The organism is Serratia sp. SM04 (assembly GCF_040280225.1).
Taxonomy (GTDB): Bacteria; Pseudomonadota; Gammaproteobacteria; order Enterobacterales; family Enterobacteriaceae; genus Serratia; species Serratia sarumanii.
The window spans coordinates 251,211-264,080 of the sequence record NZ_JBEOQT010000001.1; the positions used below are offsets into that span (position 1 = coordinate 251,211).

General features: G+C 62.7%; 10 protein-coding genes. 5 read left to right on the forward strand and 5 right to left on the reverse strand.

Going from position 1 to position 12,870, the window contains the following annotated elements; translation table 11 throughout:
- Positions 1 to 24 precede the first annotated feature (24 nt).
- Positions 25 to 1,557, reverse strand: a complete 1,533-nt coding sequence (locus tag ABTW55_RS01120) for an alkaline phosphatase (protein WP_060422894.1) — start codon at positions 1,555 to 1,557, stop codon at positions 25 to 27.
- A gap of 323 nt (positions 1,558 to 1,880) precedes the next feature.
- Here ABTW55_RS01120 and ygiD point away from each other — a divergent pair, with 323 nt between their 5' ends.
- The gene (gene ygiD, locus ABTW55_RS01125; protein ID WP_033649061.1) at positions 1,881 to 2,663 is read left to right on the forward strand and encodes a 4,5-DOPA dioxygenase extradiol; all 783 of its coding nucleotides are present in this window, start codon (positions 1,881 to 1,883) and stop codon (positions 2,661 to 2,663) included.
- Between the two features lie 47 nt (positions 2,664 to 2,710).
- Here the strand turns inward: ygiD and ABTW55_RS01130 are convergent, their stop codons facing one another.
- The gene (locus ABTW55_RS01130; RefSeq protein ID WP_060422896.1) at positions 2,711 to 3,871 is read right to left on the reverse strand and encodes a glutathionylspermidine synthase family protein; all 1,161 of its coding nucleotides are present in this window, start codon (positions 3,869 to 3,871) and stop codon (positions 2,711 to 2,713) included.
- 3 nt (positions 3,872 to 3,874) lie between these two features.
- Positions 3,875 to 4,537, reverse strand: a complete 663-nt coding sequence (locus ABTW55_RS01135) for a DUF1190 family protein (protein ID WP_025304315.1) — start codon at positions 4,535 to 4,537, stop codon at positions 3,875 to 3,877.
- Positions 4,538 to 4,890: 353 nt separating this feature from the next.
- Here ABTW55_RS01135 and ABTW55_RS01140 point away from each other — a divergent pair, with 353 nt between their 5' ends.
- The 4 genes from ABTW55_RS01140 to dhaM are packed head-to-tail and all read left to right on the forward strand — an operon-like array spanning position 4,891 to position 9,197.
- A complete protein-coding gene (locus ABTW55_RS01140; protein WP_060422899.1) occupies positions 4,891 to 5,991 on the forward strand; it encodes a glycerol dehydrogenase in 1,101 nt (366 codons plus the stop codon).
- Between the two features lie 51 nt (positions 5,992 to 6,042).
- Positions 6,043 to 7,113 (forward strand): dihydroxyacetone kinase subunit DhaK, encoded by a 1,071-nt coding sequence (gene dhaK, locus ABTW55_RS01145; protein ID WP_060422900.1) that lies wholly within the window; start codon positions 6,043 to 6,045, stop codon positions 7,111 to 7,113.
- 9 nt (positions 7,114 to 7,122) lie between these two features.
- A complete protein-coding gene (gene dhaL / locus ABTW55_RS01150) occupies positions 7,123 to 7,755 on the forward strand; it encodes a dihydroxyacetone kinase subunit DhaL (RefSeq protein WP_060422903.1) in 633 nt (210 codons plus the stop codon).
- Positions 7,756 to 7,766: 11 nt separating this feature from the next.
- Entirely contained in the window at positions 7,767 to 9,197 is a 1,431-nt protein-coding gene (gene dhaM, locus ABTW55_RS01155; protein ID WP_060422906.1) for a dihydroxyacetone kinase phosphoryl donor subunit DhaM, read from the forward strand.
- A 4-nt stretch (positions 9,198 to 9,201) separates the two neighbouring features.
- Here the strand turns inward: dhaM and dhaR are convergent, their stop codons facing one another.
- Together dhaR and hasF are read right to left on the reverse strand one after the other, a co-directional pair.
- Positions 9,202 to 11,151, reverse strand: a complete 1,950-nt coding sequence (dhaR, locus tag ABTW55_RS01160) for a dihydroxyacetone kinase operon transcriptional regulator DhaR (protein WP_060422909.1) — start codon at positions 11,149 to 11,151, stop codon at positions 9,202 to 9,204.
- A gap of 149 nt (positions 11,152 to 11,300) precedes the next feature.
- Complete coding sequence (gene hasF / locus ABTW55_RS01165; RefSeq protein WP_060422911.1) at positions 11,301 to 12,818, reverse strand: multidrug efflux transporter outer membrane subunit HasF; 1,518 nt, start codon at positions 12,816 to 12,818, stop codon at positions 11,301 to 11,303.
- Positions 12,819 to 12,870 lie beyond the last annotated feature (52 nt).

Here is a 12,870-nt window from a genome sequence, read left to right on the forward strand (position 1 = left end):
CCGCGTAACGCGGCTTTTTTGTGGCTATCGTTCTGACAGGCGTTCGCCGATGCGGCTGGCGTAATTCATCACGTGGAAGGTGTAGTTCTCTTCCACCGTACCCTGGAACAGATGGGCCCAGGGGCCGATGGCGTAGATGCCGAGATCTTCCCCGCCGTGGGTCTCGCTTTTCAGCGGCACCAGCGCCGGCTGAATAAAGTCGGGCGCGGTGGCCTGTTCCATGGTCAATGTCGGGCGTTCGGTTAGCGGGATTGTGCCGCCGGGGCCATTGGCGAAGCCGACGGTGGTGTAAGGTTTCCCGTCGCTGCCCAGCCGCGGTTTGCCGTCGACGCCGACGGAAATGCCGAGGATAGGATTACCCCGCTTAGCATAGCCGGCGATGGTCAATGTGTGGCTGTGATCGCCGGTCACGATCACCAGGGTTTCGTCCAGGTTGACCTTGTTGACGATGGTTTTCACCGCCTCGTTCAGGGCGACCGCGTCGCTCAGCGTACGGTAGGCGTTACCGTTGTGGCTACCGTGATCGATGCGTCCGCCCTCCACCAACAGCAGGTAGCCTTCGGGATTCCTGGCCAGAATATCGATGGCCTTGCCGGTCATTTCTGCCAGCGAAGGCTCTCCCGCCGCGTCTTGCCGCCGATCGTGCTCGAAGTTCATGTGCGACGGCTCGAACAGGGCCAGCAGATGATCGATCTTACCCGGTTCGATTTTGTCGAACTGCGCCTGATTCCAGACATATTGCCCACGCTCGCCATAGCGTTGTAGCCAGGCCTGCGTCAGATCGCGGCCATCCTTTCTGGCGCCTTTCTTGCCGGGGTATTCCGGATCGCTCACGCTATCGGGCAGGAAGTTGGCGCGCCCGCCGCCCATTGCCACGTTAAGGCCGTCGCCGTACTTCATTTCCACCAGCTGGCGCGCGATATCGCGGCAGCCTGCGGCCAGAGCCGCTGCCGGCATTTTGGCGTCGGATTCCCAATCGCGGTTGGCGATATGGGCATAGGTCGCGCCCGGCGTGGCGTGGGTGATGGTCGCGGTTGTCACGGCGCCGGTGGCCATGCCGAGCGTTGCAGCCATCTCCCACAGCGTGGTGACGGTCTTGGTTTGCTGATCCTCGCAATTGTTGAGGGTGGCCGTATGGTTGAGGCCCATCAGATCGTTGATGGTTTTGACGCCGGTGGTCATCGCCACCGCGCTGGGCGCGGAGTCGGTGATTTGGGCGTCGGCGGAGTAGGTTTTGGCCGCAGCCAGATAGGGGAAGGCCTCCCAGGCCAGCACGTTGGATTCGCCGTCCACGCCGCGCTGCTGCCCTTCAAAAATGCGGGCGGCGGTCACGGTGGAAAACCCCATGCCGTCGCCGACCACCAGAATGACGTTTTTGGCGCGGTTGGTGTTTGGCGTCTGTTTCAACCGCTGTTGCAGCTGAGCTTGCGCCTGAAGGAAGTAAGGATCTTCGCGCTGCGTCAGCTGCGCGTTGTCCGCCGCGCCGGCGGTGGCCGTCCAGCCGGTGAGCAAGGATATGGAAAGCGCCAGGCGGGTTGCCAGTGTGAGTCTGAACATGAATTCCTCCTTGGTGAGACGTAATTCCCATCGCGCGGCGGGGTTGCCTGCTACCCGTCGGCAGAGGAGGAGTGTATAGATCGTGTTAACAAAAAATACATAAATTATTCACAAATTAGATCTGTGTGGCAGTAATGTCATGGCATTCACTGATCTTATTAATCTATTGAAATATATTAATTTTTTATCTTTCTGTCTGCCGGCGCATTCCTCCGCTTTTAATTCAAATTTATTGAATATCTTCATCACGGTTATCCGGCTGTGTTGGCGCGGCAAAGCGCGTAATGTAGCGGCATAGCACAATTTGAACTAAGGATCTCCCTATGAACACCTCTCGTATGCCGGCACTGTTTCTTGGCCACGGTAGCCCGATGAACGTGCTGGAAGACAACCGCTACACCCGGGCATGGCGTGCGTTGGGTGAGTCATTGCCGCGCCCGAAGGCGATCGTGGCGGTTTCCGCGCATTGGTATACCCGCGGCACTGCGGTCACCGCGATGGAAAAACCCAAAACCATTCACGACTTCGGCGGGTTCCCGCAGGCGCTGTTTGATACTCGTTATCCGGCGCCGGGCTCTCCCGCGCTGGCTGCGCAGCTGCAGCAAGTGTTGGCGCCGGTGCCGGTGACGGCCGATCTCGGCGAGTGGGGGTTGGATCACGGAACCTGGGGCGTGTTGATCAAGATGTACCCCAATGCTGACATCCCGGTGGTGCAGCTCAGCGTCGACGGCACGCAGCCGGCGGCCTATCACTATGAGCTGGGGCGCAAACTGGCGGCGCTGCGCGATGAGGGGGTGATGATTGTCGCCAGCGGCAACGTGGTGCACAACCTGCGCATGGTGAAATGGCAGGGCGATACCAGCGCCTACCCGTGGGCGGAATCGTTCAATAACTTTGTCCGGGATAACCTGCGTTATCGGGGCGATAACCATCCGCTGGTGGATTTCATGCGCCATGAGGGGGCAGCGCTGTCGAATCCGACGCCGGAACACTATCTGCCGTTGCTGTACGTGCTTGGCGGCTGGGATGGCAAAGAGGCCATCAGCGTGCCGATCGACGGTATCGAAATGGGAGCGCTGAGCATGCTGTCGGTGCAGGTGGGCTAAAGAAAAAACGCCAGTCAGAGACTGGCGTTTTGGTCTCGGCGGGGCTATCAGCCGAGGATGGTGTGCGGATAGAAGCGCGACAGATCCTGCGTGATCAGTTCGCGATCTTCGCGCAGGCCGATGCCGCAAGGTTGATCGTTCACCAGCCAGCTGCCGATCAGCGTGTAGCTGTCTTCGAACTTCGGCAGCGGATGGAACTGCTGCACGATCATGCCCTCTTCGCCGTATGGCCCATCGACGCGCGCCACTTCCTGACCGTTTTCGACGATCTGAATGTTCGCGCCTTCGCGTGAGAACAGCGGCTTGGTGACGTAATGATCCATCGGCGGATGATCGTCTTGCGCGAAATAAGCCGGCAACAGATTCGGGTGGTTCGGGAACATTTTCCACAGCAGCGGCAGCAGCGCTTTGTTGGAGATGATGCTCTTCCAGGCCGGCTCCAGCCAGCGCACGCCGGCGTCTTCGAGCTTGGTGGAGAACATCTCGCGCAGCATGAATTCCCACGGGTAGAGCTTGAACAGGTTGCCGATCACCTGATCCTGCAGATCGGTAAACTGGCCTTTCTCGCCGAGGCCAATCTCTTCCATGAACAGGAACTCGGTCGGCAGACCGGCTTCCTGCGCGCAGTCCTGCAGATATTGCACCGTGCCGCGATCTTCTTCGCTGTCCTGGCAGCACGCCAGGTGCAACAGGCCGAAGCCGTGATGCGCTTTCAGTTCGGCGAAACGCTCGATCAGCTTCTCCTGCAGGCTGTTGTACTGATCCGATTCAGGATCCAACTTGCCGGCGTTGATCTGGTCTTCCAGCCACAGCCACTGGAAAAAGGCCGCCTCATACAGCGAGGTTGGCGTATCGGCGTTGTTCTCCAGCAGCTTCGGCGGGTTAACGCCGTCGTAGGCCAGATCGAGACGCGAATACAGCGACGGCTGATTGGTGCGCCACGAACTGCGCACGAACTCCCAGGTGTGTTTCGGGATGCAGAACTTGGCCATCAGCTCGTCGCTGCCGACCACTTTTTCCACCACCTGCAGACACATCTGGTGCAGCTCGGCGGTGGCGCTTTCGATCTCTTCAATCTGCGCCAGCGTGAACTGGTAATAGGCGTCTTCACACCAGTACGGCTCGCCGTACATGGTGTGGAAACGGAAACCGAACTCGGTCGCTTTTTCACGCCAGTCCGGGCGCTCGGTAATAGCAATACGTTTCATGCATCAACCGCCCATGCTGCGAGAGCCGGAGTTGGAGGTGGCGCTGCTGCGCTGCATGCTGGTCTGCTTGGCTACGGTCTCGCCGAAGCCGCCGCGGGTCACGGTGTTGGTGACCGCAGGCTTCGGCGCCATGGCGGTTTTCGGTACCGTCATGGTGCGGCCGCCGGCGGTGGCCGGGCCGTAGCTCTTGCCGCTGGCGTCGACAAACTTGCCGTTCGCCGGGCTGGCGGCGTTCTTGGAGGTGAACAGCGGCTGCTGCGCGAAGCCGGAACCGCCCATCAGGCGGCCCATCATGTAGCCCGCCATCAACGGCATCCAGAAGCTGCCGCTGCTTTGCGATTCCGCCGCCATGCCGGCCTGTGCCGGCGCCTGGGTGCACTGCGCTTCGCCGAATTCGGCGACGCAGTCTTCGCGGGTGGCGTATTTCGGCGCGGTTTTCGCCGCTTCTTGCAGGGCATTGTTGTAGGAGGTGGTGCACTGCTCGCTCATCGAAGGATTGGCGCGCGAACAGTCATCGGCATTCTGATACAGGGAGACCGTTTCATCGCTCTTCTCGCAGCCGGCCAGCATAAAGACGGCGCTGATCGCCAAAGCCACGGGCGCGACACGGTAACTGCGCCAGGATTTGCGGAACGTCTCTTGGTTGATGTTTTTTGTCCGTTTCATCGTTATCAATCCCATCATGCGGGCTGTTTTCGCCCTTTCCCAGTAGTGGCGCTAAGGATAGGGGAAACATGGTCAAAATTAAAGCTGAAACGCCCGCAGAATCGACTCTTTACGCAGTTATACGTTGGGGTGTGCGCCAGTTCGCTTTCGCGGCGAAAAAACGCGCGTTGGCGTTTCATCATGAAACGTTGTCGCTATGATGATGTTCCATAATGGAACAAAAATCGCGAGGCTCGCCAGGCGGGCGGCGGGCGCTCATAGTCGAAGCACAACAACAAGCCGGCGGCTAAGTCGGCGCGTCATCACCTGATATCTGAACGTTACCATCGCCAACTCCCTACAAGGATCCGGTTATGTTGAGAATCATCCAGTCACCAGGCAAATATATTCAGGGCGCCAATGCGCTGGCCGCCGTCGGCGAATACGCCAAATCCCTCGCCGATCATTACCTGGTGATCGCCGACGACTTCGTGATGCAGCTGGCGGGCGACACCCTAATGGGCAGCCTGCAGCAGCACGGCGTGAAACATCATGCGGCCCGCTTCAACGGCGAATGCTGCCGCAAGGAGATAGACCGGCTCGGCCATGAGCTGCAGGCTCACGGCTGCCGCGGCGTGATCGGCGTCGGCGGCGGCAAGACGCTCGACACCGCCAAGGCCGTGGCGCACTACCAACAGCTGCCGGTGGTGCTCATTCCCACCATCGCCTCCACCGATGCGCCGACCAGCGCGCTGTCGGTTCTCTACACCGAACAGGGCGAATTCGCCGAGTACCTGATTTACCCGCGCAACCCGGACATGGTGGTGATGGACAGCGCCATCATCGCCAAAGCGCCGGTGCGTCTGCTGGTGGCCGGCATGGGCGACGCGCTCTCCACCTATTTCGAGGCGCAGGCCTGCTTCGACGCCCAGGCCACCAGCATGGCCGGCGGCAAATCGACGCTGGCGGCGCTCAGCCTGGCGCGGCTGTGTTATGACACGCTGCTGGCGGAAGGGGTGAAAGCCAAACTGGCGGTCGAGGCCGGCGTGGTGACGGAAGCGGTGGAACGCATCATTGAGGCCAATACCTATCTGAGCGGCATCGGCTTCGAGAGCAGTGGGCTGGCGGCGGCGCACGCCATTCACAACGGTTTTACCGTGCTGGAGGAGTGCCACCACCTGTATCACGGCGAGAAAGTGGCGTTCGGCACCCTGGCGCAGCTGGTGCTGCAGAACAGCCCGATGGCGCAGATTGAAACCGTGCTGGCGTTTTGTCATGGCATCGGCCTGCCGATCTCGCTGGCGCAGATGGGCGTCACCGGCGATGCGGCGGCGAAGATCATGGCGGTGGCCGAAGCCAGCTGCGCCGCCGGCGAAACCATTCACAACATGCCGTTCAAGGTTACTCCCGCGGGCGTGCAGGCGGCGATCCTGACGGCGGATCGGCTGGGCGCCGCCTGGCTGCAGCATCATTGATATCGTTGGGGCGCGGTGCGCCGCGCCCCTGTTCTTACAGAGGAAACCATCGTGAAAAAACTGATTAATCAGGTCGAGTCGGTGTTGGAAGAGCAGTTGCAGGGGCTGGCGGAGGCCCATCCCGAGCTGCTGGTGCACGCGGATCCGGTGTTCGTGACCCGCGCCGATGCGCCGGTGGCGGGCAAGGTGGCGATCCTGTCCGGCGGCGGCAGCGGCCATGAGCCGATGCACTGCGGTTTCGTCGGCGAAGGGATGCTCGATGGCGCCTGTCCGGGCGAGATTTTCACCTCGCCGACGCCGGATAAAATGTACGAGTGCGGCCAGGCGATCGACGGCGGCGCCGGGGTGCTGATGCTGATCAAGAACTACACCGGCGACGTGCTCAACTTCGAAACCGCCACCGAGCTGCTGCACGACAGCGGCGTCGCGGTGGCGACGGTGCTGGTGGATGACGACGTGGCGGTCAAAGACAGCCTGTTTACCGCCGGGCGGCGCGGGGTGGCCAACACCGTGCTGATGGAGAAGCTGCTGGGCGCCGCCGCGGCGCGCGGCGACGATCTGGACAGCGTGGTGACGTTAGGGCATCGCATCAATAACCACGGGCACTCAATCGGCATCGCGCTGGGGGCATGCACCGTACCGGCCGCCGGCAAGCCGTCGTTCACCCTGGCGGAAAACGAAATGGAGTTCGGCGTCGGCATTCACGGCGAGCCGGGCATTGCGCGCCGCCCGTTCACCACGCTCAACGCGGCGGTGGACGACATGTTCCATACGCTGATCGACCACGGCCACTATCAGCGCACGATCCGCGTCTGGGATCGCCAGCAGGGCGAGTGGCGCGACGAGATGCAGACCAAACAGCCGCTGACGCGCGGCGATCGGGCGATCGCGCTGGTCAACAACCTGGGCGCCACGCCACTGTCGGAGCTATACGGCGTGTACCATCGGCTGGCGGAGCGCTGCGCCGAAGCGGGCATCATTATTGAACGCAACCTGGTGGGGTCTTATTGCACCTCGCTCGATATGCAGGGCGTGTCCATCACGCTGTTGAACGTGGACGACGAGCTGTTGTCCTTGTGGGATGCGCCGGTGAAAACGCCTGCGCTGCGTTGGGGTTGCTGAGGAGGAATCATGGCGTTGACCAAACAACAGGTTGTCGATTGGCTGATGCGTTGCGGCGAGGTGTTCAGCCGGGAGCGCGATTTTCTGACCCGGTTGGACACCGAGATCGGTGATGCCGACCACGGTTTGAACATGAATCGCGGTTTCAACAAGGTGGTGGAAAAGCTGCCGTCGGTGGCGGACAAGGATATCGGCTTTATCCTGAAAAACACCGGCATGACGCTGCTGTCGAGCGTGGGCGGCGCCAGCGGCCCGCTGTTCGGCACCTTCTTCATCCGCGCGGCGCAAGCGGCGAACGCCAAGCAAAGCCTGGATCTGGCGGAGCTGCATCAAATGATGCAAGAGGGGGTTGAAGGCGTGGTGATGCGCGGTAAGGCGGAGCCGGGCGACAAGACCATGTGCGACGTCTGGTGGCCGGTGGTGGAAAGCCTCGGACAGTCCGCGCAGCAGAACCTGAGCGTGGTGGAGGCGCTGCAGCGCGCCGCCGACAGCGCCGAGCGGGCAGTGGAGAGCACCATTACCATGCAGGCGCGCAAGGGGCGGGCCAGTTACCTGGGCGAGCGCAGCATCGGCCACCAGGATCCCGGCGCCACTTCGGTGATGTTGATGATGAAAACGCTGGCCGAGGTCGCCGGCAGCTAGCAGGAGGCGAGATGATTAATATCGTGGTGGTTTCGCACAGCGCGTTGCTGGCGCGCGGCGTTGAGCAACTGGCGCGGCAGATGATGCGCGGCGACGGCTGCAAACTGGCGCTGGCGGCGGGCGTGGATGACGAGCAGCACCCGATCGGCACGGACGCCGTCAAAGTGATGGAGGCGATCGAAGCGGTCGCCGACGGCGACGGCGTTCTGGTGCTGATGGATCTGGGCAGCGCGCTGCTCAGCGCCGAAACCGCGCTCGATCTGCTGGATCCGGACGTGGCTGTCAAAGTGCGGCTGTGTGCGGCGCCGCTGGTCGAAGGTACGCTGGCGGCGGTGGTGGCCGCCAACTCTGGTGCCGCGCTGGAGCAGGTGGTGGCGGAGGCGCAGGGCGCGCTGCAGGCCAAACAGGCGCAGCTGGGCGAAGGCTCGCCGGCCGCAAAAAGCGCGGCCTTGCCGCTGGCGCAGGGCAAAAGCGCAACCTGGACGGTGCAGAACCCGCACGGGCTGCACGCGCGCCCGGCGGCGCGGCTGGTCGAGACGCTGGCGCCGTTCAGGGCCGAGCTGGTGCTGGAAAAGCAGGGGCAGTGCGTCGATCCGCGCAGCCTCAATCAGTTGGCGCTGTTGCAGGTGCGCCACGGCGACACTATTCGCCTGATCGCCGACGGCGCGCAGGCGGACGAGGCGCTGGCGGCGTTCAACGCGCTGGCGGAACAGCATTTCGGCGAGACGGTCTCCGAGCGGCAGCAGCCTTCGCTGCATGGCATTCCGGTGGCGGAAAGCGTCACCAGCGGGCCGGTGTTCCAGGCCCACAGCTTCTGGCCACCAATCGTCGATCGACGAATCGGCGCGGACGAGGTGTTGGGCGAACAGCAACGCCTGCGTGAGGCGCTGCAGCGCACGCTGAGCGATCTGAACCGGCTGGCAGAGCGCACCGGCACGCTGATCGGCAAGCCGCAGGCGGCGATCTTCGGCGCCCACAGCATGCTGCTGGACGATCCGGATCTGCAGCAGGCGGCGTACACCCGCATCGCGCAGCAGTTGTGCAACGCCGAGCAGGCCTGGCGACAGGTGCTGGAGGCGATCGCCGAAGAGTACCGCGAGCTGGATGACGACTACATGCGGGCGCGCGAACTGGACGTGCGCGACATGCTGCGCCGCACGCTGTGCCATCTGCAGGGGCTGCCGTTACCGACGATTGCGCTGGCAGAGCCGTCGATACTGGTGATGGACGAACTGATGCCTTCGGAGGTGGTGATGCTCGACAGGCGGCTGGTGCTCGGCATCTGCCTGAGCGGCGGCAATGCCCTGTCACACAGCGCCATTCTGGCGAAGGCGATGGGCATGCCGATGGTGGTCGGCATGCAGGATTGCCTGAGCAAAACCCGCAGCGGGCAGAAGGCGATGCTGGACGCCGCGCGCGGGGTACTGCAGCTCAGCCACTAGGCGTTCAGGCGCGCAGCTTGAACTGGCGGATGTCGATCCCGTGCTGTTTGATCTTCCGCCACAGGGTGGTGCGGCCGATGCCCAGCAGCAGCGCCATTTCCGTCAGCTGGCCGCGGCTGACGGTCGCCGCGCGCAGGATCGCCTGGCGCTCCATGTCCGTCAGCGTCAGCAGCGGCGCGCCGGGCTGCGGATCGCTTTCCAGCAGCGACGGCTGGCCGAGCAGGTGCGCCGGCAGATCCGCCAATTGGATGTGGTGGCCGTGGCAGATCATTGCCGCGCGCTCCACCACCCCTTTCAGTTCCAAATCGTTGCCCGGCCACAGGTAGAGCGCCAGCTGGGCCATCACTTCGTCATCCACCCGAAAGCGACACTGAAAATGCTGCTCCAGCGTGCGCAGATGGTGTTTGACCAGCAGCGGAATATCGCTCAGCCGCTGGCGCAGCGGCGGGATCTGGATCTCGAACGCCTGCAGGCTGTAAAAAAGCTGGCGGCGGAAGCGGTTTTGCTGCACCAGCAGCGGCAGATCGGCGGCGCTGCCGGCGATGACTCGGACATCGACCGGGATCACCCGGCTGGAATTGAGGCGGATCACCACGCCGGTTTTCAGCACCTGCAGCAACGCCGACTGCATCTCCGCCGGCAGGTATTCGATCTGTTCGAGATACAGCGTGCCGCCGTTGGCCAATTCGAATTTGCTGAGTTGGCCCGCCTCTTCTTCGCTGGCGTCGCTGCCCAGCAGTTCACGCAGCCCCTGCGCCTGCGGCAACAGCTGGCAGTTGAGGGCGATATACGGCCCGGCGGCGCGTTCGCCGGCGTTGTGGATAGCCTGGCTGAGCCGCTCTTTGCCAACCCCTTCCTCCCCGCGCAGCAGGATTGGATGCTGGCCCTTGGCCGCCTGCTGCCCGTAACGGATCAGCCGCCGCATCTCCAGCGAGGCGGAGGGCATTTGCTCGAAGCTGTGGCTGACGCGCCCCAACTGGCTGCTGACATACTGGCGCAGCCGCTCGAGCGGGTGCAACAGGGCGATGAAACTGCAGCGATCGCCGTCGAAAATCGGCTTTAGCGTCAGCAGGGCGGCGATAAACTGCCGCTGGCTTTCGAAGGTGACTTCGACGTGTTGCAGCGGCTGCCGGTCGGCGATGGCGCGCTTGAGCAGGGCGGGCAGCGTCAGCAACTGCGCCAGCGGTTTGCCCTGGCTCTGCTGCTCGTCCAGCTTCAGCAGGGCGGCGGCGCGCTGGTTGATGTATTGCAGATAGCCGCGGTGATCCCAAGCCATCACGCCGTCGTCCACGCCGTCCAGCAGGCCGTAAAGCTGATTCAGATGGCGGTTGGATTCCGCCAGCAGGCCGTCGGCGTTCAGCGAGTTGCCGATTTCGCGGGCGATGGCCAGCGTCAGCGACAGATCGCCGGCGGCGCAGTCGGCCAACAGACAGCCCAGCGCGATCGAACCGCGCTGGCGGCCGCTGTTGTCGTAGACCGGCGTGGCGCAGAACGACCAGCCGTGCAGCGTCCGGCGCACGTGCTCCCCGCCGCTCACCCGCACCGGGTGGCCTTCCGTTGCCGCCAGCGCCGGGGCGTTGGTGCCGATCTGCCCTTCGGCCCAGTAAGCGCCGGGGGCGAACCCCAGTTGCTGTAAATGTTCCCAGGTTTGGGCGTCGCCGCAGCGCCACAGCATGCAGCCGCTCTCGTCGAGGATCATCAACAGACAACGACGTGGCTCCATGTACTCGCAGGCGTCTTCCAGCGCCGCCTGGCCGAGCGTCAGCAGATCGTTCTTACGGCGGCAAATCGATTCGAAGGTGGCGCCCTGAGCGCGGTGCGGTGCTTGCCAGACGTCGGGCTGCATCAGGCTGCGGCAGCGCAGCCAGGAGGCGTAAACCGCCTGTGCCGGGCGCAGCGGCGGCGGCAGTTCGCCGTCGTTAATCAGCCGTTGCCAGCGTGAATCGTTGTCCATCGAACCTCATCCAGACTGCGAAAACGAGAGTGACGATGATACCACCTGACGTGGCGGCGGCTGTGAGACGGCGGGCAGAAGTGGTGAAATCGAGGCAAAAAAACGGGGCGCGGCGCAGGCCGGACCCCGTGTTTATCAATGTGCGCGCATCAGTTGCGGAATGGGTTGCCGCTGTTGCGAGCCGGTTGGCTGGTGGTCACGGCCGGCGCGGATGCGCGAGTGGCCGCCGGTACCGGCGCTGCGGTTTGCTGCATCGGCGCATTGTCCTGATAGCCGTCTGCATAGGCGTCCTGCGCGCGATTCTGCGGCGCCACGGCGTCAGGTGCGGTCGACACCGGTTTGCCCAACGCGCCGTTCAACAGCAGCAAATCGTTCTGGTTCAGCGTGCCGAGCGCCGACTTGATGTTCAGCTGGTTGATCAGATAGGTATAACGCGCGTCGGACAGCTGACGTTTGGCGTTATACAGCGTGGTGGTGGCGTCCAGCACGTCGACGATGGTGCGGGTACCGACCTGATAACCGGCTTCCATCGCGTCCAGGGAGCTTTGCGCGGAGATCACCGCCTGTTTGTAGGCGTTGATGCTGCTGATCGAGGCGTTAACGTTGTTGAACGACGAACGCACGGTCTGCACCACGCTGCGGTGTGAGCTTTCCAACTGCTCGCTGGCGCCGACGAAGCCGTACTGCGCTTGTTTGACCTGCGAGTTGGTCGCGCCGCCGCTGTACAGCGGCAGGTTGAAGCTGATGCCGACCTTATTTTGGCCCGCATCGGAGTCGCTGTAGCGTGATGCATTCGCGCCGCCGGTGTTGGAGCCGTTGTATTTGGTATTGCTGATGCCGGTTGACGCGCTGACGTCAATCGTCGGCATATAGCCGGTTTGGGCTGCGCGGATTTGCTCGCGCGCCAGATCCTGGCTCAGACGGGCGGACAGCAGGCTCAGGTTGCGCGCTTCCGCTTCTTTCAGCAGGTTGTTCACCGCTTCCGGGCGCTGGGTACTGAAGCGATCGGTATTCAGCGAGGCCAGCTCCGGGTAGAAGGCCCCGGTCACCTGGCGCAGCGTTTCCAGCGCGTTATCCAGATCGTTGCGGGCGGAGACTTCCGCCGCCAGCACGGTGTCATAGTTCGAGCGGGCGTTCTGCACGTCGGTGATCGCCACCAGGCCCACGTTGAAGCGCTGGGTGGTTTGATCCAGCGTGCGGTATACCGCATCTTTCTGCGCCTGGGTATAGGACAGCGTGTCGATCGCCTTCAGCACGTTGAAGTAGGCGGTGGCGGTGTTGAGAATCAGCGACTGCTCAGCGGTCTGGAAGGTGACGTCGGAGATGCCGGCGGTCTTTTCCTGCAGCGTCAGCTGGCGCCATTTCGACATGTCGAAAATAGTTTGCGTCAGCGCCAACGAACCGCTGGTCACGTTGCTGTTAACGCCATTGCTGTCACGATAACCGTTGGTGTAATCGTAACCTGCGGTTAAACCGAGCTGCGGCAGCAACGGGCTGCGCGCTTCATTGATCTTTTCGAATGCGGCGTCGCGGTCAGCAGCACTTTTGCGCAGATCCGGGTTACTTTCCCTGGCCTGTTTGTAGACCTGCAGCAGGTTCTCTGCCTGGCTCATTGCACTGAAGCCGCCCAGGCTCAGTCCGATAAGAAGGGGGAGCAGTTTCTTCATTTGCATTCCTTGTTGTGCAGCAATATTGCTATGTTAGCGCTGACGATAGACG